The organism is Amorphoplanes friuliensis DSM 7358 (assembly GCF_000494755.1).
Classification (GTDB): domain Bacteria; phylum Actinomycetota; class Actinomycetes; order Mycobacteriales; family Micromonosporaceae; genus Actinoplanes; species Actinoplanes friuliensis.
This window is the reverse complement of record NC_022657.1, coordinates 6,282,736-6,308,532: the sequence shown is the minus strand read 5'-3', so window position 1 is coordinate 6,308,532 and position 25,797 is coordinate 6,282,736. Positions and strand designations below refer to the sequence as shown.

The window sequence follows — 25,797 nt, the reverse complement described above, 5'->3', positions numbered from 1 at the left end:
CCATGGGGCCGGCGCGCGTCTGTGCAGTTCACGGCCTCGGGTGTGGATCGCCGACCCCGGTGGGCCGGTCCGTCAGCAGATTGCTGTCACTTCACCGTGATGCGGGCGTCGCGGAAGGTGACCTTGATCGCGGGGCCGCCGCCCCCGGAGGCGCCGAAGGTGACCTTGCCCTTGGTGTGGCGGGCGCCGGCGGGCTTGCCGCGGGACAGGTCGCTGGTCAGCACCGTCTTACCGTCCACCGAAAGCTTGGCGGTGCTCTTGACCACGTCCACTCCGAGCAGGTGCGAGCCGTCTTCCTCGATATCGAGCGGTTTCATGGTGCCGTCGACCACGCTGCGGTTGTCCGTGTCCTCGAGGAAACCGTTCAGAAAGGCCACCGCCACCTCGCGGGCGCAGAACTCCGCGAAGTAGCCGTTGCTGCCGTCCTCGCTGAGGCGGAAGTAGACGATCGCGCACGACCGCAGGCTCAGCTGCGCCTCGACCCGGATCTTCAGGTCACCGGCGAAGATCTGGTCGGGCCCGTTCGCACAATCGATCATGAATTCGGTACGCACGACCAGGCCACCGTCGAAGTCGCAGCCCTCTTCGGCCGGCCCCGAGGGCGCCCACAGGCTCGACGAGGTGAGGGGGTCGAAAAGTTCCTTCTTGGACTGCCGGGCCAGCGCCGGGTCCGGGGCGGCGGCAGACGACGACGCACGGGGAGCGACCGCTGCGGCCGGCTGGTCCTGTCCCTCGGCGCCGAGTCGAGCGCCGGCCCAGACCCCCGCGACGGTCAGGAGCACAACGGCGGCCGCGGCGGCGGCCACGGCGGGCCGTCGACGGCGGCGCGGGCGCACCTTGGCCGCGACCGCTGCGGTGGTGCCCGTACCGGAGACCAGCTCGAAGAGCAGCTCCTGCGCCGTCGGCCGCTGCTCGGGGTCCTTGGCCAGGGCACGACCGATGATCCCGGCCAGCTCCGCGGGTACGCCGTCCAGCTGCGGCGGCTGGGTCAGGATGCGGCCCGCGGTCGCCGCGGGGCTGTCCGCCGCGAACGGCGTGCGGCCGGTCGCCGCGAACGCGATGACGGCACCCCAGGCGAAGATGTCGGCCGCCGGAGTCAAGGTGCGGTTCGCGTCCGCCGCCAGCCGCTCCGGCGCCATGTAGGACACGGTGCCGACCGTGTCCTGCGTACGGGTGTGGTGGGTGGTGGCTTCGAGGGCCTTGGCGATGCCGAAGTCGATCACCTTGGGGGAGCCCGCCGCGAGCAGCACGTTGCCCGGCTTCAGGTCGCGGTGCACGACACCCGTGCTGTGGATGGCCGTCAGCGCCGTCGCCACCCCCACCGCGATGCTGTGCAGGCTGCCGCCGCGCAACGGCCCCTGCTCGCGGACGAGTTCGGCCAGGCTGGGCCCGTCGACGTACTCGATCACCAGGTACGGGGTCCGGTGGTCGGGATCGGCGTCGAGCACCTCGGCCGTACAGAAGGCAGGAACCTCCCGGGCCCGGTTGACCTCGCTGCGGAACCGCGCCCGGAAGCCCTCGTCGCGGGCGTACTCGGCTTTGATGATCTTGACGGCGACGAGCCGGCCGGCCGGCTCGCGGCCGAGGAAGACCGCGCCCATCCCGCCCTCGCCGAGGCGGCCGACCAGCTCGTAGCGGCCGACAAAGCGGGGATCGCCAGGACGCAGAGAAGAAGCCACGCGGGCACTGTAATGCCGATAGGGTGTCGCGGTCGTCCACCATGGATCGCGGAGGCGAGTTGAACGTGCCCGGCACCCGGCTGTTACCGCACGACCCCTCGCGCATCGGGCCGTACGAGCTCGTCCGGCGGCTCGGCTCGGGCGGCATGGGAGTGGTGTACGAGGCGCGGGACCGCGACGGCCGCCGGGTGGCGGTCAAGGTGGTGCACGCCGAGCTCGCCGGCGACCAGCAGTTCCGGGCGCGGTTCCGCAGCGAGGTCAACCGGGCCCGCCAGGTGCCACCCTTCTGTACGGCCGAGGTGCTCGACGCCGACCCGGACGCCCCGTGGCCCTGGCTCGCGGTCGAGTTCGTGGACGGGCCGTCGCTGGCCGAGGAGGTCGCGCGGTACGGGCCGCTGAGCCCGGCCAACCTGCACGGGCTGGCGATCGGCGTCGCCACCGCGCTGGTCGCGATCCACGATGCGGGCGTCATCCACCGCGACCTCAAGCCGGGCAACGTGCTGCTCGCGGCCGGGGCGCCCAAGGTGATCGACTTCGGCATCGCCCAGGCACTGGACCCGACGTCGCAGCACACGCGTACCGGTCACATGGTCGGGACCGTCAACTACATGGCGCCGGAGCGCTTCGGCGCCCCCGGCGCACCGGTGACCTCGGCGGCGGACATCTTCGCCTGGGGTTGTGTGGTCGCGTACGCGGGTCAGGGCCGTGCGCCCTTCGACGCCGACTCCCCGCTGGGGGTCTTCGGCCGGATCCTGCACGGCGAGCCCACCCTCGACGGGTTGAGCGGACTGCTGCGAGTGCTCGTGCTGCGGTCGCTCGACCCGTCACCGCAGCGGCGGCCGACAGCCCGGGAGCTGGTCGACGCGCTGCTGGGCCCCGGACCGGACCGTCCGGCGGTGCCGGACGACGTGCTCGAGCGGCAGCCCGAGATGCGTACCGAGGACCGGCGGATGCCGACCCACGCCGTGGTCGCCCCGGACCCGGTGGACCGCCCGAAACGTAGATCCAGGGCCCTGGTCGCCACGGTCGCTGTCCTGGCGCTCGCGCTCGCCGGCGGTCTCGGGTTTGTGGTCCGCACGAGCGGCTGGCTCGGCCCGGCCGCCCAGGACAAGCAGACGGTCGTCCAGAAGGAGGAACTTCCGGCTCTCGTGGTGCCCGGCGGCAGCGTGAAGCTCACCGACCCGCTGACCGCCGCCGACAACTGGGAAGCCTACGAGGTCGAGAACAACCGGACCTACTGCCGCTACGCCGGCGGCAGGCTTCAGGTCCGGAACTTCCAGGACGGCCTCTGGCAGTGCGCGGGGCCGAGCCCGGACGTGGGAGGGAGCTACGCCGTCCAGGTCAACGGCCGGATCGAGAAGGCCGGCAGCTGCCTGGTCGTCTGGTTCGCCGAGTCGGCGCAGTGGCGGTACTCCCTCGAGGTCTGCGAGGACGCCTGGCGGCTGAACGTCGAGGATCAGGGCGAGGGCGAACCTCGTGTCGTCCGCCAGTGGGCCGACAGCGGGACCGACGCGGGCCAGGACCTGCGCCTGCAGATGGTGGTGCAGGACGGCACGGTCCGCGTGGGCCACGACGGCATCCTCATCGGCGAACACCGCATGGGACCGGATTTTGCCGGCGTCTTCACCCTCGGCGTGGCCAGCGCTCCCGCCACCGAGCAGGGTCCTTTCCACGTCTCCTACAAGGACATCGAGATCCGGGCGATCCGGTGACCGGCCGTGTTCACACTTCGAAGGGGTTCGCGATGGCGGTTATGAAACGTTACAGAACAGCGGCGGCACTGGTGGGGCTCCTGCTGGTCGTCGCCGGAGGCTCGCCGGCCTCGGCTGCGTCCCCGACGGTCAATGCGCCGGCCACGACCACGCTGACCACCGCAGGACGCACCGCGGAGAGCTACACCGGACTGATGAACGGCGAATCGTTCCAGCAGGACGGCATCGTCTCGCATCGCCGCTGGCAATACGCGGCGTTCTGGGACGACGAGGGCTACATCAACGTCTCCCGCCGCCCGACGAACGGCACGTGGCAGAACATCCGCCTGACGGACTACCGCACCACGACCACCGACTCGCACAACGTCATCAGCATCGGGCTCTCGCACGTGGACGGCAGCATCCACCTCTCGTTCGACATGCACGCCCAGCGTTTCCGCTACCGCAAGTCGGTGGCCGGCATCGCGACCGCACCGGACACCGCCACCTGGTCACCGTCGATCTTCGGCGCCGTGCAGAACAGCCTGGCCGGCCGCGACATGGCCGTCATGACCTACCCGCAGTTCGTCACCATGCCCGACGGCAACCTGCAACTGACCATCCGTACGGGCGAGAGCGGGAACGGCAACCAGGTCCTGTTCGAATACCGGGGCGGTGCCTGGAGTTTCGTCGGCAAGATCATGGACGGCACCACCCTGGGCAACAACGCCTACCTGTTCGGCTTCCAGTACGACAACCAGGGCCTGCTGCACATGACCTGGACCGTCCGGGAGACCTTCGACGCCAGCACCAACCACGATCTCTTGTACGCCTACAGCAGCGACCGGGGTCGGACGTGGCGCAGCGGTGCCGGCACGCTGATCGGCACCGCCGACGCCAGCCCGATCTCCACGACCGTCGCCGCGGCACGGTTCTGGACCATCGGACAGAACCGGGGCCTGATCAATCAGGAATCGCAGACCGTCGACTCGGCGGGCAACGTCCACGTCCTGGCCTCGCACCTGCCGCCGTCAGCACCCAGTGACGCGGTCTTCACCCATGCCCGCACCAGCGCGGTGCTCGTCCACTACTGGCGTGAGGCCGCGACCGGCCAGTGGCGCCAGCGGATCCTCGGCTACCAGGCCGGCGTCAGCCGCGGCGACATCGGCGTCGACTCCCGCGACAACCTGTTCGTGGTCAGCGCCGCCTCGAACACCGGCGTACTGCAGATCGCGACCGCGTCCCGGGCCTCGCTCTGGTCGGACTGGGCCGTGCGGTACCGCTCCACCCCGACCTTCACCTCGGATCCGCTCCTCGACCACCGCCTGCTCAAGTCCAACAACATCGCCAGCGTCTTCGCACCCCACAACGGCGGCAGCCGCATCGACGTCCTCAACTTCACCAGCGCCGGAAACTGATTGGGGTTCGCCACGGGCGGGCGCAGCACTCCGGCAAGCAGTGCCGGAGATGCCCTCCCGCGTCGGGCCGACGCCGTTCCCGGCCGGAAGACCATGGCGCCCCGGACCGACAAGCCTCGGAACCTCCCGGCTGCCTTCCATCCAGACTGCTATCCGAAGAGGAAGACGAGGTCCTGGGCTTTGGTCAGCTCGATCGAGGTGATTTTCGAGACGCCGAGCTGATCGCCGTACTGGATGACCAGGAACGCGGCGGCCGACCCGTTGGTGGATCCGAGGAAGGCGGCATACGTGTCACTGGCGGGACCGAACGTCCCGACCGGGGTGTCCGCGTGGTCGCGATCCCAGCGGAGCCAAAACATGACGTCTTCGGTGTCCGAGCCGCGGGCCTGCTGGCGCTGCAACCTCTTCAGTCTCGGCAGCGGACCATCGCCGCGGACCCTGCGATGAACCAGCAAATACTGATGAAAATAGATGTCGGCATTGGTGAACGGGTCGACGGGCCTGCCGTCTTTCATCACCCGGCCGTTCTGCCAGGACAGCAGAACGCCCTCGTCGGGAACGGGTGTGTTCTTGTATCCGTGGTCTGCGTATTCGTACGGCTTCTTCCAGGTGGTCAGTAAAGCCGAATTAGTCGGCGAATCGTTGTTCTCCACCTCGGCGGTCCCGTACTCGGCCAGGAAGTCTTCATGGCTCTTCGGTTTGCGGATACCGGGATTTGCTATCAAAGCAAGGCGGTCGTGTCCCGCCTTCAGGCATGTGGCGTACACATCGGCGACGCGGCAATAGTCCTGGGAATTCTTCCGCAGCTGGCGATACGACGGGTGGGGCATCGGCACGACCGGACTCGCTTGCGCTGGCTGCATGGCCACAGCATCATCGGGTTCCGGCGTCGTGCTCCATCATGTGTCGCCTATCTGCCTGCATGTACCTCTTTCGGGATTCACGGACGATCCGAGGCGGTCCGGCGTCGGTTTCGCCGCGGCTGAGGCGGGCACAGGTCGGGTACCACGATCTGAGAGGCATGCCCTTCATGCCGTCATTCCTCGACCCGCAGCACCTGATCTCCACGTTCGGGCTGATCGGTATCCTCGCGATCGTCTTCGCCGAGTCCGGGCTGCTGATCGGGTTTTTCCTGCCCGGCGACTCACTGCTGTTCACGACAGGGCTGCTGGTCGCCGACGGCACCTATCTCCACCAGCCGCTCTGGCTGATCTGCTTGCTGGTGTCGGTGGCGGCGGTGCTCGGCGACCAGACCGGCTATCTGTTCGGCCGCCGCTTCGGCCCGGCCCTGTTCCGCCGGCCCGACTCCAGGCTGTTCAAGCAGGAAAATCTGACCCGCGCCCGGAACTTCTTCGACCGCTACGGCGCCCGGTCGATCGTCCTGGCCCGGTTCGTGCCGATCGTGCGGACCTTCACCCCGATCGTGGCCGGTGCCAGTCGCATGCGGTACCGGACCTTCCTGAGCTACAACGTGCTCGGCGGCTCGCTGTGGGCTTGCGGTGTCACCATCCTCGGGTATTTCCTGGGTCAGGTGGCCTTTGTGCGCTCGAACATCGAACTCATTCTGATCGGCATTGTTCTCGTTTCGGTGGTCCCGGTCGCCGTGGAGGTGCTGCGGGCGCGCCGCCGCTCCCAGGCCGGACAGCACTGACTGCTCAGTGCGTCCACGGCGGAGCCGGATCCTGCGGTTGATTTCGGGCTCAGTGTTGCCGGGAGGTTGCCGATAGTTGCAGTGCGGGAGGCGGGGGCTGCCCGTGGGACACGGCTGTGCCGGTTGATCCGGACAGACTGTTTCTTGTGGCAAAGATCGGACAATTCTATGAGTGAGACACGCATTGCTGACGGACAGGTCGCCACGCTCAGGAGACGACGTTCGTTCGTCGACCTCAGCGTCAACGTCAAGATCCTGGTGGCGGTCACGATGGCGGCCGTGGTCGCGCTGGCGGTCGGCATCGTCGGCCTGATGGCGCTCAGTCGCGCGAGTGCGGCGGCGCAGCTGATCTATCAGAGCAATCTTGCCAGTGTCGATGTTCTCGGCCGGCTTCAGGCGGCGATGGTGCAGACCCGCCTTGATCTGGCCAACCACGCAATTTCGCGGGACGAAGGCTCGAAGGCCAAGTACCGGGCGGCTTTCACAGCGGACCTGCAAGCGGTCACCGCGGAAATTGCCGCCTATCGCGGCACTGATCCGGCGGGCGATCCCACCACCATTGCCGACCTGGAGTCGGTGTGGCAGAAGTACGCGGACATTGCGCAGAACCAGCAATTGGCCGCCAGTGAGAGCGGCGATCTCACCGGATGGGAGCGGACCCGGGACACCGCCATCGCGCCGCTGCTCACCGAGATCAATCAGCACCTGAAAGAGCTGGCCGCCGCCGAACGCAGCAGCGCGGCGTCCACCGCCGGGTCGGCTCGCTCGGATTACCGGACGAGTCGTCTGGTCTTCATCACCCTGCTGGTCGTGGGTCTGCTGACGGCCCTGGGCCTGGGAGTCTGGGTGGCCAGGCAGATCGTCCGGGCACTCCAGAAGGTGAAGAGTGTGTGCGACAGTCTCGCCGCCGGTGATCTGACCCGGTCCGCCGGGCTGACCTCACGCGACGAGCCCGGGCAGATGGCTGCCGCGCTGGACACCGCGGTGGCGAAGTTCCGGGAGACCGTGACGACGATCGGCGGGTCGGCGGCGACACTGTCGGCAGCCTCGGAGGAGCTGTCGGCGGTCAGCACCCAGCTTCAGTCCGGCGCCAACGATGCGGCGACGCAGGCCACCAGTGCCAGCGCCGCCACCGAGCAGGTCAACGCCGGTGTGCAGACGATCGCAGCAGGCGCGGAGCAGATGAGTGCCTCGATCAGCGAGATCGCCACCAACGCCTCCCGCGCTGCCGAGATCGCCCGTCAGGGTCTGGTCGTCGCCGAACGCACCAACGGGCAGGTCGCCGAGCTCGGTGTGGCCAGCTCGGAGATCGGCGACGTCGTCAAGCTCATCACCAGCATCGCCGAGCAGACCAACCTGCTCGCTCTCAACGCCACCATCGAGGCCGCCCGCGCCGGTGAGCTCGGCAAGGGCTTCGCCGTTGTCGCCGGTGAGGTCAAGGAGCTCGCTCAGCAGACCGCGAAGGCCACCGAGGAGATCACGAGCAGGATCACCAACATCCAGGTCTCCAGCGGGTCGGCGGCCGAGGCCATCGGAGAGATCACCTCCGTCATCGGGCAGATCGGCGACTACACCACGACCATCGCTTCGGCGGTGGAGGAACAGACCGCCACGACCAGCGAGATGAGCCGTTCGGTGGCCGAAGCCGCCAACGGCAGTGGAGAGGTAGCCCGGACCGTCTCCGGGGTCGCCGAGGTCGCCGGCGCCACTGCCGACGGCGCCAAGGCCACCCAGCAGGCCGCCACCGACCTGACCCGCCTGGCGTCCGATCTGACCACCGTTGTCAACGGATTCCGTCACTGAGACATGCCGCCGCGCCGTCAGGAGAGCCTCATGCCAGCCGCCGACGTCACCCGTCCTTACGGACTGTCCCGGCCCACCATGCAAGACGCCCGCGAGGCGATGCACCGTGTCCACGGCCCCGGAGGGCCCGCCGCCTGGTCCCGGCTGCTCACTTCGGCCGGGATCCCTGCCACCAATCTCGGCGACGCCGATCTGCCCCGGCTGCTGGAAGCGATGGCGCGGCTCGATCCGGTCAGCAAGCTCTGCGCCCAGGCGCTGAACATCCGGCTGACCTCGCACACGCACCTCAGCGCCGCACACGACCTCACAAGGAGATGACTGTGGTCACCCAGGGCCTGACCGACCTTTTCACCCGCCTCGGCACACCGGAGCGGATGCGGCAGATCGCCGCCTACGACCTGTTCCACCCCGAGCTGAAGACCCGTCTGGACGCCGTTGCCACCCGCAGTGCCGAACAACTGCAGGCCCCGGTGTCACTGGTCTCCGTGATCCTGGACAGCTCGCAGTTCATCCTCGGCGGCCACGGCGTCAGCGGGTGGGTCGCCCAGGCGCAAGGTACGCCGGCGGAATGGTCGCTGTGCACCAACACCGTTCTGGGCGGCCGCCCGTACTGCGTCGGCGACAACACCACCGACCCGCTGCACGCGGACAACCCGTTGCTCACCATGACCGGGCTGCGCAGCTACGCCGGTGTTCCCCTGCGCGACGACAGTGGCCACAACCTGGGCTCGCACTGCGTCCTGGCCCCCGAGCCACGGGACTTCACCGACGACGACCTCGCCGTCCTCCAGCAGGGCGCCGACGACATCATGGAGATCCTGGCCGCATACCGTCACTGACGTCCTGGGCCGGCTGCCGGTGCAACAGCCGCTGCAGGTCCGTGCCGAGCCGAACGGCACGCGGGTCGCGGGTCGCGGCCACCAGATCAAATGCCAGCCGGTACGCGTGTCCGGCTTCGGCGTCGCGGCCCGCGTCCTGGCGTGCATCCCCGAGCGCCCGCCAGACTTGCGCCTCCAGGAAGGTCGCGCCCTGTTGGTGGTAGATCTGCGCGGCCCGCCGGTAGCTGTCCTCGGCAGCGTCGACAAAGCCTTGACCCGCCTGCGCGGAGCCCAGGGTGTCCCACAGGTCGGCCGCGGTGAAGGGGCGCAGCAGCGGGACGAGGGCGACGGCCTCGCGGGCGTGAGCCACCGCTTCGTCGAACCGGCCGAGTTGGCTGCAGAGCCAGCTCACCGTGTTGAGCGCGTGCGCCCGCTGCTCCGGTCCGGTGCCGGGCAGGGACTGCGCCAGCTCGGCTTCGGCCAGCTCCAGGGCCGCGCCGAAGTCGTCCTGCTGGGTCAGCACGTAGACGATGCGGCGGCGGGTGAAGGCGATCGACAGCTGGTCGCCGGCCGCGGTGAAGATAGCCAGTGAGCGGAGCAGGTGAGCGTGCGCGGCCTCGTACCGTCCGAGGTTTGCCTCCGCCAGGGCGACACCCCACAGCACGCGGGCGACCACGGGCGGGGTGCCGCTGCGCTGCGCCGCGGCCAGGGCGGCGAGCTGCGAGGTCTGCAGGTGGTGCCACAGGCCGTGCCGGTTGAGATAGTCGCGGACGAGCCAGGAGAGCTGCCAGACGTGGGTGTCGAAGCCCTGCTGCGCGGCCAGGTCGATCGCGGCCAGCAGCGCGGGGTGTTCGGTGTCGAACCAGACGGCGGCGTCGGCAACCTCGGTACGCACCCCGTCCACCGGATGCCCGGGCTCGATCCGGTGCCGCGGCTCGAACAACTGGTGGGCCGCGGGCCAGGACGTGTGCAGATAGTGGTGACGGTCGTGGCCGCGCTGGGCGGCGCCGATCCCGGCTCGCTGGCGATCGAGATCCCGGCCAATGCCCGGGTGGCGAGCTACATCCCGTTCGACGCGCTGCTGCCGAAGGCCGACGTCCTGATCACCAACGGCGGCGCCGGCGGCACCCACCGCGCCCTGTCCAGCGGCGTACCGGTGATCATCGCCGGTGTCACCGAGGACAAGCCGGCCAACGCGGCCCGCGTCGCCTACCACCGCCTCGGCGTCAACCTGGGCACGGCGACACCCGCCGCACAGGCCGTCGCGGACGCCACCAACTCGGTGCTCGCCGACACGGAGATCCGGGAGAACGTCGCCCGGCTGGTGAAGGTCTACGCGGGGCACGACCCGATCGCCGCGATCGAACGCCTGACCCTCGCCTGACCGCAGGGCGCCCGGCGCGGATTCCGGCGACGGGTAAAGCTGTGGCGTACGGGTAATGGCGCTGGCGTGACGGGTGCAGGTGGCGCAGGAGCGATCGCGGCGGCCTGGCAGCGGTGGCGCGACCGGTTCGGCTGGCTGGACCACCTGGCCCGGGCCGCACTGCGCTACGACGCGGCCGACGGCGGCCGGCTCGCGGCCGCCGTCACGTACTACTCGTTCTTCGCCACCTTCTCGCTGGGCCTGCTGGGCTTCGCCGTTTTTGCGTTCGCCCTGGACGACCCGGCGGTACTGCAGTCGGTGGAGAGGTACGCCGCGGAGAACCTGCCCCACGTCGACCTGCAGCAGTTGCGCGCCGCCCGGAACACCGCGGGTGTCATCGCGTTCCTCGGCCTGCCGATCTCGGGGTGGTTCTGGGTCGACGTGCTGCGTTCGTCGATCCGCAAGATGTGGGGGCTGACCGAATATCCCGGCAAGCTGCTCCTCCGCGTGCTCGTCGACATGGGTGTGCTGGCGGGGCTCGGCGTGCTGCTGGCGGCTTCGGTGTCGGTGGCCTACGTGACGACGACCGTCGCCAACCGGGCGGTCGACGCGGCCGGCGCCGACGCTCCGCCGTCGCGGTGGCCGCTGGCCGTACTCGGGCTGGTGGTGGGCCTTGCGGTCAACATGGTGCTGGCCGCCGGCATGCTGACCGGGCTGCCGCGCATCCGGATGCCGCTCCGCCGGGTCCTGGTCCCGGCGCTGCTGGTTTCCGTGGGGCTGGAACTGCTCAAGACCCTCGGGCGCCTCTACGTACGGGCGACCGAGGCCAATCCGGCCTACCACCTGGTCGGCGGCTCGGTCGGACTGCTCGTGTTCCTGAGCGCGGTCAACCAGCTGGTCCTCTTCGCCGCCGCGCTGACAGCGACCAGCGCCGCCGGACGGCCGCTCGATCTCGCCGAGGGCGACCGCCTCGACACCCCTGCGGACGAGGCCTGATCGATCAGCCGAGCTCCTGCGCCGCCCATCCGGGGGCGTTCAGGTCGATGGGCGAGTCGCCGACGAACTGGGCGAGTTGTGTCTCCAGCCGGGCGAGTTCCCCGGCACCGAGCCGCTCCTCCCAGCGTGCTCGCACCTCGTTGAAGATCGCCTCTCCCTCACGCATCAGCGCGAGCCCGTGCTCGGTGAGCTGGATGTGCTTGCGGCGGGCGTCGGTGGAGCTGGTCGCGGTGGTGACGTAGCCGCGCGCGACCAGTGCGGTGATCGTCTTGGCCGCGGCCTGCTTGGTGATGGCAAGCCGGCGACCCAGCTCCGTGGCGTTGTCGGCGCCTGCCTTGATGGCCCGCATCGCGTACTCGTGGGACGGGCGTGTGTCGGGATAGCCCCGTGCCGTCAGCTCCCTGACCACCTCGTCCACCAGGTTGCGGTAGCTGCCCAGGAGCAGCAGGGCCAGGTCGGCGCCGGGTCGAGAAGTCATGGCAGAAGTTTAGGGACTCCGCTGTTGACACGGACAACCTGGTTGACCAATGATTGAGTCAACCTGGTTGTCTATCTCGGGAGTCACCGCATGACCAGCACGTTCGAGGGCATCACTCACCACAACGCCAAGATCAACGGCACCGATCTGCACTACGTCTCAGCGGGTACCGCCGGCTCTCCGATCCTGCTGGTGCACGGCTGGCCGGAGTCGTGGTGGGCCTTCCGCGCCGTTGTTCCGCTGCTCGCCGCCACCCACCGGGTGTTCGCCGTCGACCTGCGAGGCTTCGGTGACTCCGGCACCGACACCGGCGATTACGACATGGCCACGATGGCCGAGGACCTGCACCAGCTGGTCGCCCACCTCGGCGTCGGGCCGGTGCACGTGACCTGCCAGGACATCAGCGGCGGGCCGGTCTTCGAGTTCGCGGCCTCACACCCCGCCGACACCCTCAGCTTCACCGGCGTCGAGACAACCCTCCCCGGGTACGGGTTGGAGATGCTGGCCGACGTGGTCAACGGAGGCTCCTGGCACGTGGGTTTCCTCGCTGCTACAGGGATCCCGGAGCTGTTCCTGGCCGGGCGCGAGCGCGTGATGCTCGACTGGGCCGTCTCGGTGATGAGCGCGGTGCCGGGTGCCGTCACCGAGGCTGACCTCGAAGAATTCACCCGCACGTACGCCCGCCCAGGCGGATGGCGGGGGACCGAGGGCCTCTACCGCTCCTCGCTGACCAGCGCCGGCCGCATCCGGGCACTGGCCGAGTCGCGGCCTCTGACCGTCCCCGTGCTCGCGGTCAACGGGATCAACGCCCCCTTCACCGAACGAACACTGCGCCAGGTCGCCGCCAACGTCACCGCAGTCACGATCCCGGACGTCGGCCACCTCGTCGCCCAGGAAGCACCGGCCGCATTCGCAGCCACGGTCGGCGAGTTCGTCGACCGTGTCGACCAGGGCGCCTGATGGAGGTCATCCAGCCGTGGCGAGGGTTGAGCGCACCTGTTGGTGCAGGTGGATGCGGCCGTCGGCGCCGCGGGCCTGCTCGAGGTGATCGGCGGCGGTGGCCTTGACGGTGTTGTGGTCGGTGGCCGCGATGGCGTCCCACATCGCCCGCTGGCCGTGTGAGCGGCTGAACGTGTACCACTCGTCGACGTCGGCGAAGGTCACCTCGATGTCGACGTGGGACGTCCGTACGCCGGTGTATCCAGCCGCCGCGACCAGTTCCTCGACACCGGCGTCGCTGGCGAAGGGTCCCGCGGCGCCTGTGGTCCGGGCGTCGAGCATCCCCGCCGGCAGGTAGGGCTGGAACGTCGCGTCGACCGTCTCCCACACCTGATCGCGGCCGCCGAAGGTCGAGATCGCCAGCCGGCCGCCGGGCACGAGCAGGCGCTTCCAGGCGGTGAGGGCGGCGAGCGGATCGGGCAGGAAGAACACCACCAAGGACGCCACCACGAGGTCGTACGCGGCGGCCGGTAGCGATGGTGACGAGGCGTCGAGGACCTGAACGTCGACGTTTGTCAGGCCGAGGGCGGCGATGTCGGCCGCGCACATCTCCGCCATGCGCGGCGACAGGTCGACGCCCGTCACGTGACCGCCCGGGCCCACCGCCCGGGCCAGGGCGGCGGTGGCCGCACCCCGTCCACATCCGGCATCGAGGGCCCGCTCCCCGTTCGTGGGTGCTGCGAGCCGGACCAACTCCTCCGCGATGGGGGTGAACCACGGCACGCCCACGTTGTCGTAGACGCCGGCAACCTGGTCGAACACCGCCGCCACGCGCGCGCTTCTTGCTGCTCGTTCTCTCGGGTCCATGGGGGTCAGTCTCGTCCCCGGGAGCACCAACCTGTGCGTGCCGGTTGATCTGGTTGGCCGGAAAACGAATACGGCTGGCCCGGTAGTGGCCGCCCGCCGGCTTTGCGAGCTTCGAAAGGTCAGCCGCAGCACCAGCCGTCAGGAGTAGACATGCGCGTCACCACGCCTTATGGGGCCAAGTCGACAGCCGATGAGGTTTCGGAGGGCATCGATCTGACCGGCAAGCGGGCTGTGGTCACCGGCGGGGCTTCCGGCATCGGCGTCGAGACGGCCCGCACGCTGGCTCGCCGCGGGGCGTCGGTCACGCTTGCGGTGCGCGACGTCGAGCGTGGCCGCAAGGTGGCCGACGACATCGGCCCTGGTGTCGAGGTGCGGCCGTTGGAGCTGACCGACTACGCGTCGATCGCCGCGTTCGCCGAGGGCTGGGAAGGCCCGTTGCACCTGCTGGTGAACAACGCGGGTGTGATGGCCCTGCCGTCGCTGACACCGGACCCGCAGGGGTGGGAGTTCCAGTTCGCGACCAATCACCTCGGCCACTTCTGCCTCACCACGCGGCTGCACTCCGCGCTGGCCGCGGCCGGCGGGGCCCGGGTGGTCAGCCTCAGCTCGTCCGCTCACCTGTTCTCACCGGTCGTCTTCGACGACATCAACTTCAAGTTCCGTCCGTACGACGCCACGCTCGCGTACGCGCAGTCGAAGACGGCGGTGAACCTGTTCGCTGTGGCGGCCACCGAGCGCTGGCGCAACGACGGCATCACCGTGAACGCGGCCAACCCCGGTGCCATCGTGACGCCGTTGCAGCGCCATGTGGGCGGCAAGCTCGCCACCCCGGTGGAGCTGCAGAAGACCACCGAGCAGGGTGCCTCGACGTCGGTGCTGCTGGCCGTCTCGCCGCTGCTGGCCGGGATCGGCGGGCGCTACTTCAACGACAACCAGGAAGGCGTACCCACCGATCAGCGGCCCGCCGAGGTCGAGGAGCTGGTCCGGAGCGTGGCGCCGTATTCGCTGGACCCGGAGAACGCCGAGCGGCTCTGGGTGTTGTCCGCCGCAGCCGTCGGCCGCACCGGCTCGTGAGGAGACAGCTCAGGAACGCTGTGCCGGCTCCCTGGCCGTCGATGGCAGATACGAGCCTTGTGCGAGGCGCCGGACGGTGGGGATGCTCAGTGCGACGACGGCGACGGTGAGCACCCCCAGCAGGACGGCGATCCAGGCGGTACGGCCCGGGACAGGCTCCGCGCCCAGCCAGCCGACGGCCAGGGTGACCACCGCCGCGTACGAGAAGGAGTAGGCCCACCAGCCCGGTCCGAACGGAACCTGGCGGTAGACCGGGATCATCCGCAGTTGCACCAGAACCATCAGGACGGCGTATCCGGCCAGCCCGGCGCTGATGGCGTCGAGGTGCCCGCCGTTGATGAGGAACCAGGCGTTGCCCGCGACGGCCGGCGGTGCCACCTCGATCGCGATCGTCGGGCGCAGTGCCATCGGCAACGTGGGCGCGGTGAAGAGCCGGAGCAGGATGATCGAGCCCAGGACGAGCCAGCAGATGACGCCGTAGCCGAACATCAGCATGGCCAGGGTGCCGTGTCCGAACGCCGCGCTGCCGCCGGCGGCGATCAGGCCGCCGGCGACAGTCGGCAGGAAGTATCCGGGGTGCCACTGGGCGAGCTGCAGGTCGGCGATGATCCATTCGCCGGAGAGCCAGCCGCCGAGTGCCACGGTCAGCACCAGGGCCACCAGGAAGACGGCTTCACCGGCCGCCCGGGCATGGCCCCCGAGGGCCACCCCGAGCAACATCGGCACGATCACGACCAGTGCGGTGAACGGCGCGAAGACCGGGTCCTTCAGTTCGGTTCTGAGCCGGCCGCCTCGTACGACATCTCTGGCGTACCAGATCACGGTGGCCAGCCAGACGCAGGCCGCGGCGATCCAGAGTGCGTCCGCCGGCCATCGGGGATCCCGGAAACGGTGTGCGCGACCGACCAGGCCTGGGCGAGTCCACAGACGCCGAAGGATGTCGCCAGCACGTTCGGGGTCACCCGGTACGCGGGCCGGCCGGCCGAAGTCACGATGTTTTCCCTTCGATGGCGCCGGTCGTCAGCGGATGAACGTGAGCAGTTCGGCGTTGAACTTGTCGCGTTCGTCCACGTAGACGGCGTGCCCGGCGGTGGCGAAGGTGATCAGGCGTGCGTCGCGGATCCCCGCGGCGAGTGCCTGACCGTGGTCCAGGGGAACGATCTTGTCGTTGATGGCGTGGAAGACCCGGGTCGGCACCTTCACCCGGGCCATGTCTGCGGTCAGGTCGTCGTCGCGCAGGGCGATCAGACCGGCCCGGCTGGCCTGCAGCGAGGCCTGATCGAGGCACTGGCGTTCGAAGAACTGCAGGAACGGGTCTGTGGTGATGTCGGTGTGGGTGGAGAAGAAGTTCGCCGTCAGGCCACGGATCGTCGCCGCCCGGTCGGTGGCGTAACCCGAGATCAGGCCGTTGATCCCGGCGGCGAGGTCGGCGGACTGCGGTCCGTACACGTAGCGGGGAGCCGACGCTTCGGCCAGCACCAGCTTGCCCACCCGGCTGCCGAAACGGGCGGCGTGACGAAGCGCGATGGCGCCGCCCATCGAGTGCCCGACCAGCGTGACGTCACGCAGCGACAACGCCTCGAGAACTTTGAGGATGTCGCGCGCCCACACGTCGTAGGTGTACGGGCCGTACGGGGCGTCGGACAGCCCGAAACCCCGCAGGTCCAGCCCGATGGCCCGGTACCCGTGGTCGGCGAGGAACAGGTAGTTGTACTCGAAGGTCGTCGAGGCCAGGGGCCAGCCGGGAACGAACACGACCGTGCCGCGGCGCCCGCCGTCGAGGTCGGAGACGTTGACCTCGACGCCCGGGGCCACCGGGATGCGGGTGCCGCTGCGGCCACCGCCGGCGTGCGGAGCGGCGTTCGCCGGTGACGACCCGGTCCCGACGACGGCCGCCGCGGTCAGCGCTGCTCCCGTGCCGGCGCCCAGCACGGTGCGACGGGAGGCGCCGCGCCGGCCGGCCGGGTGGTTCTCGTTCTGCTCGTTCATGGGGTGCGCTGCCCTTCGCTTTCGGTTCCGCTGCTTCCGGCGGCTTCGAGGATGATTTGTGCGGTCTCGGCCGGATGGGAGATGCCGACCACGTGCGAGGCACCCGCGATCTCGACCGTGTTGCGGGCTTTCGCCCGGGCGGCCATGATCCGGTGGGCGCCGGCCGGGATGTTGTGGTCGAGCTCGCCGAACAGGAACCAGCTGGGCACCGACTGCCACAGCGGCTGGTCACCCGACGGTTCGGCCAGGGCCCGGTCGGTGACCGGGCGCTGGGTGATCGCCATGAGCCGGGCCTGCTCGACGGACAGATCCGCGGCGAACTGGTGGTGGTACTTCTCAGCGGCGATGTAGGTGTCCGCGCCGCCGGCGGCCGACGGCACGGGTACGAGAGTCTCGGCCAGGGTCGACCCGGGTGCCAGCGCGGAGGCGTCGGCGCAGCTCTCTCCCGGCTCGAGCGCGAAGCCGGCGATGTAGACGGCGCCGATCACGTGCCCCGGATCGGCCGTGATGTTGGTGATGACCGCGCCGCCGTAGGAGTGGCCGGCCAGCAGCACCGGTCCCTCGATGGTGGCGACGAGTTCACTGAGCAGCGCCGCATCGGTTGCCACCCCACGCAGCGGGGTGGCGAAGGCGATCACCCTGTGCCCGGCGGTCACCAAGGGTTCCAGGACACCGGTCCAGCTGGACGACTCTGCGTAAGCGCCATGAACGAGGATCACCGTGGGTTTCATGTCGGTCCTTTCTGACAGCGGATCAGTGCACGAAGGTGGCCAGGGGCTGTCCGGTCTCGACGAGGTACGTCGAGAGCATCAGCCCGGTGTCGGGGCCGAGGTCGGTGGCGTTGTGCGGGGTCCGCGGCGGGATCAGGAAGCCGTCACCCGGGTGCAGGGTGAGCGTGGGCTGGTCGCGGATCTCCATGCGGACCGTTCCGGCGACGATGTAGCCGACCTCCTCGCCCGGGTGGATGTGCCAGCCGGACTCGACACCGGCGGGGATCTCGGTGCGGACCTGGACGATGTCGCGGCCGGGGATGGAGGAGCCCCGGCGCAGGGTCTCGGTGCGCTTGAGCTTGGCGGCGAGTTCGTCGGCCTGCTCGACAGCGTCGGACGACATGACGGAACCTCCGGGTCAGGGGATCGGGAAAGCTGACGGCTTGCGCAGCAGGAACTCCGTGAGGGCCTCGGCGGTCGCCTCCGGCTGGTCCTCGACGACGAAGTGACTGGCCGGCATCGCTTGCCCGGTGACGTCGTCGGCCCAGGGCCTCCAGACGTCGAGCACGTCGCCGTAGAAGCGGGGCAGTGCCCCGTTCGCGCTCCACAGGGCGAGCAGCGGGCACTCGATCCTGCGGACGCCCCGGTCGGCGTCGTCGTGCTCGCGGTCCACGCCGGCGCCGGCCCGGTAGTCCTCGCAGATGGCCTGGACGGTGCCCGCGTCATCGAGCAGTGCGCGGTACCCGGCCATCAGGTCGGCCGGGTACCGGTCCGGTGCGCGCCCGAGACCGAGGGCCCTGACGTGGAAGTCGAAAAAGGCGTCCGGGTCGGCGGCGATGAGACGCTCGGGCAGCGGCGCCGGCTGGGCCAGGAACGCCCAGTGCCAGTAGCCGAGGGCCATCTTCGCGTCGGCGCGGGCCCACACGTCACCGGTGGGCACAACATCGATGACCGCGGCGGCGGTCACCCGGTCCGGGTGGTCCAGAGCCATCCGGTACGCGACCCGGCCGCCCCGGTCGTGTCCCGCCACGGCGAACCGCTCGTGACCGAGTAAGCCCATGGCCTGGACGAGGTCCACGGCGAGCGCCCGCTTGGAGTGCGGCGTGTGGTCCGCCGCCGGCACGGGCCGAAACGATTCCCCGTACCCGGGCAGGTCCGCCACGACGACGGTGAAGTGCTTTTGCAGCAGGTCCGCGGCGGTGTGCCACATGACGTGGGTCTGGGGATAACCGTGCAGCAGGAGCACCGGCGGCCCCTGCCCGGCAACCCGGGCGAAGATCGGTCCGCGGGAGGTCTGCAGGTCGTGCCGCGCGAACCCGTCGAACATCGGTTCTCCGTTCACCGCGCCGCCACGGTGGCGAGGAAGGCGAGCAGTTCGCGGTTGACCTCGTCGGCGTGGCTCAGACACATCAGGTGCGGTCCGCCCTCGATCTCGACGTAGTGCGCGTCGGGCAGGGCCGCGTGCATGCGCCGTCCCTGGCCGTCGATCGACAGGATGCGGTCGGCGGTGCCGTGCAGCACCAGCGCCGGGACGTCGACCCGCTTGATGTCGTCGTGGAAGTCGTCCAGCCAGGTCTGCGGGCAGGCCCAGGTCGCCTCGGGGGAGGCGTCAGCGCCGGCGTTCCACAGGTTGCGGACGGCTTCCTCGCTGACGCGGCTGCCGAGCAGGTCGTCGAGGTTGAGCATGTCGCCGAGCAGGCCGGTCAGCCAGGCCGGCCGGTCGTGCAGGATGGCCTGCTGGACGCCGTCGACGCCGGCCTGGTCGACACCGTTCGGGTTCTCGGCGGACTTGGCGAACGAGGGTGCGAGGCTCTCGATGAACACGCACGACCTGAGCCGTCCGGTGCCGTGGACGCCGATGTAGCGGGCGACCTCGCCGGTGCCCAGCGACAACCCGACCAGCGTGACCTCGCGCAGGTCGAGTGCGGTGAGCAGCTTGTCGAGGTCCGCGGCCAGCGTGTCGAAGTCGTAGCCGCCGACCGGTCGGCTGGACCGGCCGAAACCGCGCCGGTCGTAGACGATCACCCGGTGGCCGGCGGTGAGCAACGGGTGGATCTGCGATTCCCAGGAGCGGCTGTCGAACGGCCAGCCGCTGATCAGCACGACAGCCGGTCCGCTTCCGTGATCTTCGTAGTAGAGGTCGATCGACGTCGTGTTCTCGGTGCCGACAGAGATGGTGGACATGAACGCTCCTCGATTGTCCGTCTCGGTCGACCCTGGCAAAGGACGCAGGAGCTGACCAGGACGGTCAGCCGGACAACCGGGGGAGTGTTCACCGGAGGAAAAGTCCGGGCCACCCGTCAGATTTCCGGTCAGCCCTACCGCCACGCCGGGTGCCGCGCTGAGACCATGAGCGAATGCCCGGCTCCATCCTCGTCGTCGACGACGACGCGTCCGTCCGCGGACTCGTCGTGCGCATCCTGCGCAGCTGGGGCCACACCGTGATCGGTGAGGCCGGCACGGTCGCCGAGGCCCTCGCGTTTGCGCTGGCCCGGCAGCCCGGCGTCGTTCTGGTCGACATCGGCCTGCCCGACGGCGACGGGTTCGCCCTCACCCGGCAGCTGCGGGTCGATCATCCGGCGGTGCGCGTGGTCATCTTCTCCTCGGACGCCGACCCGTCGAACAGCGCGGCTGCCGCCCGGGCCGGCGCGATCGGCTTCTTCCCCAAGGACGAGCTGCTGAGCCCGGCTCTGCAACGACTCATCGAGGACCGGACCGATGACGAGCACTGACGCCGGCCGCCCGCTGCGGGTGGCGATCGGGGAGGACGACGTCCTGCTGCGCGAGGGTGTGGCCCGCATCCTCACCGACGCCGGTCTCGAGGTCGTCTCCCGGTCCGGCGACGCCGACGACCTGCTGCACCGCACGCTCGCCTATCGCCCGGACGTCGTCGTCGCCGACGTGCACATGCCTCCCGGGTTCACCGACGACGGCTTGCGCGCGGCGATGGAGCTGCGCCGGCGCTCACCGGGGATCGGGGTGCTGATCCTGTCGCAGTTCTGTGAACCCGCGTACGTGATGGACCTGGTCGGTGAGCGGCCCGAGGGGGTCGGCTATCTCCTCAAGGAACGGGTGGGTGACGTGACGGCGTTCGTTGATGCCGTCACCCGGGTCGCGGCCGGCGGCAGCGCCCTGGATCCGGAAGTGGTCGCCCGGATGCTCGGGCGCCGTACCAGGGAAGGTCCCCTGCAACAGCTGACACCCCGCGAGCTGGCCGTGCTCGCGGCGATGGCCGAGGGACTGTCCAATCTGGGAGTGGCGGAGAGCCTGCTCATCAGCCACGCCTCGGTCGAGAAGCATGTGACGGCGATCTTCCGCAAGCTGCGCATCGCTCCGCTGGACAGCGAGAACCGTCGCGTCCAAGCCGTGCTGACCTACCTGCGCACCGATGATCGCCGACGGTGACCCGCCCCCATGATCTTGCCGCGTCGCATTCGGCTGGTGCGCTCCGTCGGCACGCCTTCTCCTGCCGACGGCCAAGCCGCCCTGCGGCGGATCACCTCGCTGGTGGCCGCCGGTGAAGGACCGCAACGGGTGTTCGAGGCCGTCACCACCGAGGCTTCCGCGTTGCTGGGCGACGCCCTCATCGCGCTGACGAGGTTCGAGGGAGGGGGCACCGACTCCGTCGTGGTCGCGCAGACCGGCGACCACGTTCCCGTCGGCGCCCGGCTGCACCTGGAGGGCGCTGACGGTGTCGCCGCCCGGATGTGGAGGTCGGGCCGCGCCGAGCGCATCGACGACTACACCGGCATTGCCGGGACGACGGCAGCAGATCTGGGCGTACGGGCCGTCGTGGCCGTTCCGGTGATCGTGGACGGAAGCCTGTGGGGCGCACTGAGCGTGAGCTCGAGGACCGGTCCGCTACCCGCCGGCACCGAGGCTCGCCTGATGACGTTCGCCCAGCTCGTCGCTGCCGCCGTGGTGAGCGCGGCCGCCCGCGAGAGCTTCCTGACCCTGGCCGGCGAGCAGGCGGCCCTGCTGCGGGTCGCGGCCCTGGTCGCGCACCAGGCCGGCCAGACCGAGATCTTCGAGGCCGTCGCCACCGAGGCCGCCCGCCTCATCCAGGACGAGGCGACCACCCTGGTCCGCTACGAGGGCGACCGCACCTTCACGGTGCTCGCCCACTGCAACGGTCCCGTCCCGGTCGGCACCCGATACACGGTCCCCGTCGACGACGGCGGCACCTCCAACGAGATGATGCGTACGCTGAAACCCGCGCGTCTGGACCGCTACGACCTGTTCCCCGACCGGAGCTACTACTGCCAGGATCTCGGCATCGGGTCGAGCGTCTCGGTTCCCATCATCGTCAACGGTCGGCTGTGGGGCGCCCTGGGCGCGGTGAACGAGGGCCGGCGGCTGCCGGCGAACACCGAGGAGCGCCTCGGCAAGTTCGCCGAGCTGGTCGCGTCGGCCCTGGCCAACGTCGAGGCGCGCGCCGAGCTCGAACACTTCGCCGCCCGGCAGGCCGCTCTGCGCCGCGTCGCCGAGCTCGTCGCCCGCGGAGCGGTCCTGGCCGAGGTGTTCGACGCCGTTGCGACCGAAGCCTCGAACATCCTCGGCGAATCACCGGCCGACCTCTTCCGGTACGACGGCACCCACTGCACGGTCGTCGCCACGTGCCGCAGTTCCGTACCGGTGGGTTTCCGGAGCCGGGCCGACGGCGACTCGGCCGGCGCACGGGTGATGCGGGCCCGGCGGCCGCTGCGGTTCACGACCCTGGACGATACCGAGTCGGCCGATCACGCGCGGGAGTTCGACGTCGGTGCGCTGGTGGCCGTGCCCATCGTGGTGGAAGGGCGATTGTGGGGAGGGCTGGCGACCGCCACCCGCGGCGAGCCGCCGCCGGCCGACGCCGAGGACCGGCTCGCCGAGTTCGCCGAACTCGCCGCCGCCGCCATCGCGAACGCCGAGAACAAGGAGAAGCTACGGGCATCGCGGGCGAGAGTGGTGGCGACGGCCAACGAGGTACGACAGCGGTTGCAGCGCGACGTGCACGACGGCGCCCAGCAGCGGCTCGTGCAGACCGTCCTGTCGCTCAAGCTCGGCCTGGACGCGGCGGACCGCGGCCAGGACACCGTCGAGATGATGCGGGAAGCACTCGAGCACGCCGAACGGGCCACGGTGGAACTGCGCGACATCGTGCACGGGATCCTTCCGGTGGCCCTGGCCCGCGGCGGCCTGCGCGCCGGGATCGACTCACTGGTCACCGCGGCCCCGATACCCGTGGACCTGGACCTGAGCGCCCAGCCGCAGGAGAGACTGCCCAGTGACGTCGAGGTGACCGCGTACTTCGTCGTCGCGGAGGCGCTGACCAACGTCGTCAAGCACGCGGGAGCCACGCGGGTGCGGGTGACCGTCGCGGGGGCAGCGGATCAGCTCGTGGTTGCGGTCATCGATGACGGCGTCGGTGGCGCCGATCCCCGGGGAGGCTCGGGTCTGACCGGCCTGGCCGACCGGGTCGAAGCGCTGGACGGCACCCTGACGCTTCGCAGCGCCCGTGGGGCGGGCACGACAGTGCAGGTCATCCTGCCGACGCGTACCCGGGCAGGCTCTTGACGTCCGTGCCGGGAAGCGGCAGTACGGCCCGCACCGTGGTGCCCCCTCCGGCCGGGCTGATCAGCGCCAGCGTTCCGTCGGCGGCCTGGATGCGGTCGGACAACCCGGTGAGCCCACTACCGCCGGACGGATCGGCGCCCCCGATCCCGTCGTCGCGGACCTCCGCCGCCAGCAGGGTGCCGTCCACCTGGACCGTGACGCCGGCGCGGCTCGCCCGGGCGTGCTTCACCACATTGGTCAGCGCCTCCGCGACGAAGAAGTAGACCGTGATCTCGGTCTGCGCGGGCAGCCGCGGGGCAGTGAACCGCAGGTCGACCGGGATGCTGAGGTCATCGATCAGCGACTCGAGGCCGGTGCGCAGCCCGCCCTGCGCCAGACCGGCGGGCAGGATGCCGTGCACGAGATCACGCAACTCGGCGTTCGCCCGTTCGGCGTGCTGCAGCGCCTCGCTCACCTCGGCACCGGGCATCTCACCGCGGGCGATGGCGGCGCGGGCCAGCTTCAACGCGATGATCGTGTGGACGAGTCGCTGCTGAGCACCGTCGTGGACATCGCGTTGCAGCCGCCGGCGCGTCTCGTCGGCGGTCGCCACGACCCGGGCGCGCGATGCCGTGAGATGCGCCTTGTTCTCGGCGTTGGCGATGGCCGCGGCCGCGAGCCCGGCGAACTGCCGCAGCCGCTCCTCCATGCTCTCCGGCAGCGCCCGCCCGGTGGTGCCGGCCGTCAGATCGCCCCAGACGCGCCCCTCGACCACCACCGGAACGGTCACCTGCTGATCGGCGCGCAGGGTCGTCTCCGCTCCCGCGTCGTAGGCGGCAACAGTGACCGTGGTCCCGTCGCGTTCGTACCGTTGCAACCTCGCGTGGTCACTGCCCAGCAGCTTCGCGGCTTCGCCGGCCACCGCCTGGAACACGTCGTCGAGGGCCGTGCCGATGGCCACCAGTTCAGCGACGCGGCGCAGCGCGGCCTGTTCGTCGGCCAGAGCACGAAGATCGTTGCGGGCCTGGGTCGCGGAGATGGCGGTGCCGGCAAGCTCGGCGAAGCTGGTGAGATCGTCCTCCACCGACGCGGGCAGCGGCTCGGTCCGCCCGACCGCGACCAGAGTGCCCCAGAGCCGGCTGTGCATCCGAATCGGAACGGCGGTGCCGGCGGAAAATCCGGCGTCGCGGGCGATCTGAGCCCACGGCCCTCCGACGTCGTCGAGGCCCTCGACCCGGGCGGTGCGATTCGTACGCCAGACGCGACCGGTGGCACCGTCGTTGGCGGGTGTGCGCATACCTGGTCGCAGGCCGGCCGGAGCACCGCTGAGCGCCATGATCTCGCGGGACCCGTCGGGTTCGAAGCGCAGAATGGCCGTGAACTGAACACCGGTGAGCTTCGCCGCCTGCACCGTGATGGCCTCCAGCACCTGCTCGCCCGGGGCGTCCCGGGCCGCCAGCTCGGCGATCCGGCGCAGCGCCGACTGATGACCGGCCAGCTGCTCGGCCCGGGCCCAGGCCTCGCTGGTGGCCACGGCCGTCGCGACGAGCTCGGTGAACTGTCCCAACCGGCGTTCCGTGTCCGCCGGCAGCTGATGCCCGGTGGTGCTCACGCCGAGCATGCCCCACAGCCGGTCCTTCACCATGATCGGCACGGCGACGCTTGACCCGTCACCCGCTCCGGCCTGCTCAGATCCGGGTCCGCCGGACGTGTCCAGGCGCACCGGCAGCCGTGTCCGGAGGATCGCAGCGACCGCGTCCTCCGCAATTTCGACCGCCGGGCCCACCGTAGCGATGACCGACGCACGTCTCCCGGAGAAGCGAACCAGCGTGGCCCCCTCGGCTCCGAGTAACGCGCTGACCTCCTCGGTGACCGTGTCGAACAGTTGCTGCTCCGCGCCGCCGTGTGCCATGGCCTCCGCCACCCGGCGCAACGCCGCCTGCTCCGGAGCGATCAGGCGCAGCCCGGCGCGCGCCTGGGCGCTGGCGATCGCCACCGCCGCGACCTCGGCGAACTCCACCAGGCGGTGCTCCAGGCCCGGGACGACCGGACCCGACTGTGTCATCGCCGTGAGCACACCCCAGAGGCGTCCGTCGACCCGGATCGGCGCCGCGGCCCCGGCGCTGATGCCCAGCTCCCGCATGCGGGCGAGCCCGCGATCAGGCAGGTCGCCGTACGCCTCGACCCGGGCCGGCCGGCCCGAGCCGAAGACTCGCAGAACCAGGCCCTGCGGAATGTACGGAGCACGCTCACCGACCAACAGGCCAGGCGGGCCGTGATGTACCGCCACGATCGACGCGGCGCCGCCCGGCTCGTACCGGAGAATCGCGGTGAACTCGACCGGAAACAGGCTGTAAGCCTCCGCAACAACGGCATCCAGGACGGCCGTCCGTCCGGCTCCCCGGGCAATCAGTTCCGCCACACGCCGCAGAGCATCCAGTTGACCGTCGGTCGCGTCGTCGCCGGCGGGGACAGTCACCGGAGCGCCGTCCCCCATGGAGGTGTCGCGTCCCCGACCCGAGCGAACATGTCCATGCGGGCAGCCTCACACAGCGGCTCACCGTCCCGCCACTCCACCAGGAGTGACCGCCACCCACCCTCCTAGGACGCCTCAGACAAAGTGACTCAAGATGTTGCTCATACAGAACTGGCGAGATGGAGGGTTCTTGGTGAACGCGGCGGTGGCGGCGAGTCGGTTGCACGAGACTTCCCACGTCGACATGCGTATGCGACCGTAGGTGGACGCGCTATTCCGGATCTGCAGGCCGGGCAATTCGTCGATTGGA

At 70.1% G+C, this 25,797-nt stretch carries 25 protein-coding genes; 13 read left to right on the top strand and 12 right to left on the bottom strand.

Going from position 1 to position 25,797, the window contains the following annotated elements:
- Positions 1-86 precede the first annotated feature (86 nt).
- Positions 87-1,679 carry a serine/threonine-protein kinase gene (locus AFR_RS47510; RefSeq protein WP_084298181.1) on the bottom strand — a complete coding sequence of 531 codons (1,593 nt, stop codon included), beginning with the start codon at positions 1,677-1,679 and terminating at the stop codon, positions 87-89.
- A gap of 41 nt (positions 1,680-1,720) precedes the next feature.
- Here AFR_RS47510 and AFR_RS29185 point away from each other — a divergent pair, with 41 nt between their 5' ends.
- Positions 1,721-3,391, top strand: coding sequence for a serine/threonine protein kinase (locus tag AFR_RS29185; protein WP_041841227.1), 1,671 nt, complete (start codon positions 1,721-1,723; stop codon positions 3,389-3,391).
- 41 nt (positions 3,392-3,432) lie between these two features.
- Positions 3,433-4,788, top strand: a complete 1,356-nt coding sequence (locus tag AFR_RS44075; RefSeq protein ID WP_158510581.1) for a BNR repeat-containing protein — start codon at positions 3,433-3,435, stop codon at positions 4,786-4,788.
- Positions 4,789-4,937: 149 nt separating this feature from the next.
- Here the strand turns inward: AFR_RS44075 and AFR_RS29175 are convergent, their stop codons facing one another.
- A complete protein-coding gene (locus tag AFR_RS29175) occupies positions 4,938-5,651 on the bottom strand; it encodes a hypothetical protein (RefSeq protein ID WP_148308088.1) in 714 nt (237 codons plus the stop codon).
- Positions 5,652-5,818: 167 nt separating this feature from the next.
- On the opposite strand from AFR_RS29175, the gene AFR_RS29170 reads away from it, so the two are divergent.
- The 4 genes from AFR_RS29170 to AFR_RS29155 all read left to right on the top strand — a co-directional run bounded on the left by AFR_RS29170 (position 5,819) and on the right by AFR_RS29155 (position 9,081).
- Entirely contained in the window at positions 5,819-6,439 is a 621-nt protein-coding gene (locus tag AFR_RS29170; RefSeq protein ID WP_238547149.1) for a DedA family protein, read from the top strand.
- A gap of 168 nt (positions 6,440-6,607) precedes the next feature.
- A complete protein-coding gene (locus AFR_RS29165) occupies positions 6,608-8,242 on the top strand; it encodes a methyl-accepting chemotaxis protein (protein ID WP_023560407.1) in 1,635 nt (544 codons plus the stop codon).
- Positions 8,243-8,272: 30 nt separating this feature from the next.
- Positions 8,273-8,560, top strand: coding sequence for a hypothetical protein (locus AFR_RS29160; protein ID WP_023560406.1), 288 nt, complete (start codon positions 8,273-8,275; stop codon positions 8,558-8,560).
- Between the two features lie 2 nt (positions 8,561-8,562).
- Complete coding sequence (locus AFR_RS29155) at positions 8,563-9,081, top strand: GAF domain-containing protein (protein ID WP_023560405.1); 519 nt, start codon at positions 8,563-8,565, stop codon at positions 9,079-9,081.
- On the opposite strand, the gene AFR_RS29150 is transcribed toward AFR_RS29155, so the two are convergent.
- On the bottom strand, positions 9,050-9,955 hold the full coding sequence (locus AFR_RS29150; protein ID WP_148308087.1) for a tetratricopeptide repeat protein: 906 nt from the start codon (positions 9,953-9,955) through the stop codon (positions 9,050-9,052). The genes AFR_RS29155 and AFR_RS29150 overlap by 32 nt on opposite strands.
- Before the next feature lie 12 nt (positions 9,956-9,967).
- Between AFR_RS29150 and AFR_RS29145 the strand changes: the two genes are divergently transcribed.
- Together AFR_RS29145 and AFR_RS29140 are read left to right on the top strand one after the other, a co-directional pair.
- Positions 9,968-10,444 (top strand): glycosyltransferase, encoded by a 477-nt coding sequence (locus tag AFR_RS29145; protein ID WP_084298179.1) that lies wholly within the window; start codon positions 9,968-9,970, stop codon positions 10,442-10,444.
- 66 nt (positions 10,445-10,510) lie between these two features.
- Positions 10,511-11,419, top strand: coding sequence for a YihY/virulence factor BrkB family protein (locus tag AFR_RS29140; protein WP_023560402.1), 909 nt, complete (start codon positions 10,511-10,513; stop codon positions 11,417-11,419).
- Between the two features lie 4 nt (positions 11,420-11,423).
- On the opposite strand, the gene AFR_RS29135 is transcribed toward AFR_RS29140, so the two are convergent.
- Positions 11,424-11,897 (bottom strand): MarR family winged helix-turn-helix transcriptional regulator, encoded by a 474-nt coding sequence (locus AFR_RS29135; RefSeq protein ID WP_023560401.1) that lies wholly within the window; start codon positions 11,895-11,897, stop codon positions 11,424-11,426.
- A gap of 90 nt (positions 11,898-11,987) precedes the next feature.
- On the opposite strand from AFR_RS29135, the gene AFR_RS29130 reads away from it, so the two are divergent.
- Positions 11,988-12,857: an alpha/beta fold hydrolase gene (locus AFR_RS29130; RefSeq protein WP_023560400.1), complete on the top strand. Its 870-nt coding sequence runs from the start codon at positions 11,988-11,990 to the stop codon at positions 12,855-12,857.
- A gap of 6 nt (positions 12,858-12,863) precedes the next feature.
- Here the strand turns inward: AFR_RS29130 and AFR_RS29125 are convergent, their stop codons facing one another.
- Positions 12,864-13,667: a class I SAM-dependent methyltransferase gene (locus tag AFR_RS29125; protein ID WP_023560399.1), complete on the bottom strand. Its 804-nt coding sequence runs from the start codon at positions 13,665-13,667 to the stop codon at positions 12,864-12,866.
- Between the two features lie 186 nt (positions 13,668-13,853).
- Here AFR_RS29125 and AFR_RS29120 point away from each other — a divergent pair, with 186 nt between their 5' ends.
- A complete protein-coding gene (locus AFR_RS29120; protein WP_023560398.1) occupies positions 13,854-14,777 on the top strand; it encodes an SDR family NAD(P)-dependent oxidoreductase in 924 nt (307 codons plus the stop codon).
- A 9-nt stretch (positions 14,778-14,786) separates the two neighbouring features.
- Here the strand turns inward: AFR_RS29120 and AFR_RS29115 are convergent, their stop codons facing one another.
- From AFR_RS29115 to AFR_RS29090, 6 genes are all read right to left on the bottom strand, one after another.
- Complete coding sequence (locus AFR_RS29115; protein ID WP_023560397.1) at positions 14,787-15,599, bottom strand: SLAC1 family transporter; 813 nt, start codon at positions 15,597-15,599, stop codon at positions 14,787-14,789.
- A gap of 198 nt (positions 15,600-15,797) precedes the next feature.
- Entirely contained in the window at positions 15,798-16,766 is a 969-nt protein-coding gene (locus AFR_RS29110) for an alpha/beta fold hydrolase (RefSeq protein WP_023560396.1), read from the bottom strand.
- Positions 16,763-17,497 (bottom strand): alpha/beta fold hydrolase, encoded by a 735-nt coding sequence (locus AFR_RS29105; protein WP_023560395.1) that lies wholly within the window; start codon positions 17,495-17,497, stop codon positions 16,763-16,765. The genes AFR_RS29110 and AFR_RS29105 overlap by 4 nt, the downstream gene beginning before the upstream one ends.
- A 22-nt stretch (positions 17,498-17,519) precedes the next feature.
- A complete protein-coding gene (locus tag AFR_RS29100; protein ID WP_023560394.1) occupies positions 17,520-17,879 on the bottom strand; it encodes a cupin domain-containing protein in 360 nt (119 codons plus the stop codon).
- A gap of 15 nt (positions 17,880-17,894) precedes the next feature.
- Positions 17,895-18,803 (bottom strand): alpha/beta fold hydrolase, encoded by a 909-nt coding sequence (locus AFR_RS29095; protein ID WP_023560393.1) that lies wholly within the window; start codon positions 18,801-18,803, stop codon positions 17,895-17,897.
- An 11-nt stretch (positions 18,804-18,814) separates the two neighbouring features.
- Complete coding sequence (locus AFR_RS29090; protein ID WP_023560392.1) at positions 18,815-19,660, bottom strand: alpha/beta fold hydrolase; 846 nt, start codon at positions 19,658-19,660, stop codon at positions 18,815-18,817.
- Between the two features lie 173 nt (positions 19,661-19,833).
- On the opposite strand from AFR_RS29090, the gene AFR_RS29085 reads away from it, so the two are divergent.
- The 3 genes from AFR_RS29085 to AFR_RS29075 are packed head-to-tail and all read left to right on the top strand — an operon-like array spanning position 19,834 to position 23,032.
- Complete coding sequence (locus tag AFR_RS29085; RefSeq protein ID WP_023560391.1) at positions 19,834-20,208, top strand: response regulator; 375 nt, start codon at positions 19,834-19,836, stop codon at positions 20,206-20,208.
- Positions 20,195-20,881, top strand: a complete 687-nt coding sequence (locus AFR_RS29080; protein WP_023560390.1) for a response regulator transcription factor — start codon at positions 20,195-20,197, stop codon at positions 20,879-20,881. Before AFR_RS29085 ends, AFR_RS29080 begins: the two co-directional genes overlap by 14 nt.
- A gap of 9 nt (positions 20,882-20,890) precedes the next feature.
- Positions 20,891-23,032: a GAF domain-containing protein gene (locus AFR_RS29075; protein ID WP_023560389.1), complete on the top strand. Its 2,142-nt coding sequence runs from the start codon at positions 20,891-20,893 to the stop codon at positions 23,030-23,032.
- Here AFR_RS29075 and AFR_RS45410 read toward each other — a convergent pair.
- Complete coding sequence (locus AFR_RS45410) at positions 22,998-25,490, bottom strand: GAF domain-containing protein (protein ID WP_052359496.1); 2,493 nt, start codon at positions 25,488-25,490, stop codon at positions 22,998-23,000. The two genes, AFR_RS29075 and AFR_RS45410, sit on opposite strands and share 35 nt — an antisense overlap.
- Between the last annotated feature and the right edge of the window lie 307 nt (positions 25,491-25,797).

Bases quoted from the DNA above. Each gene is read 5' to 3' on its own strand.
- AFR_RS29175 (WP_148308088.1), bottom strand. From the start codon at position 5,651: ATGCAGCCAGCGCAAGCGAGTCCGGTCGTGCCGATGCCCCACCCGTCG.
- AFR_RS29170 (WP_238547149.1), top strand. From the start codon at position 5,819: ATGCCGTCATTCCTCGACCCGCAGCACCTGATCTCCACGTTCGGGCTG.
- AFR_RS44075 (WP_158510581.1), top strand. From the start codon at position 3,433: ATGAAACGTTACAGAACAGCGGCGGCACTGGTGGGGCTCCTGCTGGTC.
- AFR_RS29145 (WP_084298179.1), top strand. From the start codon at position 9,968: ATGCCCGGGCTCGATCCGGTGCCGCGGCTCGAACAACTGGTGGGCCGC.
- AFR_RS29160 (WP_023560406.1), top strand. From the start codon at position 8,273: ATGCCAGCCGCCGACGTCACCCGTCCTTACGGACTGTCCCGGCCCACC.
- AFR_RS29085 (WP_023560391.1), top strand. From the start codon at position 19,834: ATGCCCGGCTCCATCCTCGTCGTCGACGACGACGCGTCCGTCCGCGGA.
- AFR_RS29075 (WP_023560389.1), top strand. From the start codon at position 20,891: ATGATCTTGCCGCGTCGCATTCGGCTGGTGCGCTCCGTCGGCACGCCT.
- AFR_RS29100 (WP_023560394.1), bottom strand. From the start codon at position 17,879: ATGTCGTCCGACGCTGTCGAGCAGGCCGACGAACTCGCCGCCAAGCTC.
- AFR_RS29185 (WP_041841227.1), top strand. From the start codon at position 1,721: ATGGATCGCGGAGGCGAGTTGAACGTGCCCGGCACCCGGCTGTTACCG.
- AFR_RS29105 (WP_023560395.1), bottom strand. From the start codon at position 17,497: ATGAAACCCACGGTGATCCTCGTTCATGGCGCTTACGCAGAGTCGTCC.
- AFR_RS29120 (WP_023560398.1), top strand. From the start codon at position 13,854: ATGCGCGTCACCACGCCTTATGGGGCCAAGTCGACAGCCGATGAGGTT.
- AFR_RS29090 (WP_023560392.1), bottom strand. From the start codon at position 19,660: ATGTCCACCATCTCTGTCGGCACCGAGAACACGACGTCGATCGACCTC.
- AFR_RS29165 (WP_023560407.1), top strand. From the start codon at position 6,608: ATGAGTGAGACACGCATTGCTGACGGACAGGTCGCCACGCTCAGGAGA.
- AFR_RS29135 (WP_023560401.1), bottom strand. From the start codon at position 11,897: ATGACTTCTCGACCCGGCGCCGACCTGGCCCTGCTGCTCCTGGGCAGC.
- AFR_RS29095 (WP_023560393.1), bottom strand. From the start codon at position 18,803: ATGTTCGACGGGTTCGCGCGGCACGACCTGCAGACCTCCCGCGGACCG.
- AFR_RS29080 (WP_023560390.1), top strand. From the start codon at position 20,195: ATGACGAGCACTGACGCCGGCCGCCCGCTGCGGGTGGCGATCGGGGAG.
- AFR_RS29110 (WP_023560396.1), bottom strand. From the start codon at position 16,766: ATGAACGAGCAGAACGAGAACCACCCGGCCGGCCGGCGCGGCGCCTCC.
- AFR_RS29130 (WP_023560400.1), top strand. From the start codon at position 11,988: ATGACCAGCACGTTCGAGGGCATCACTCACCACAACGCCAAGATCAAC.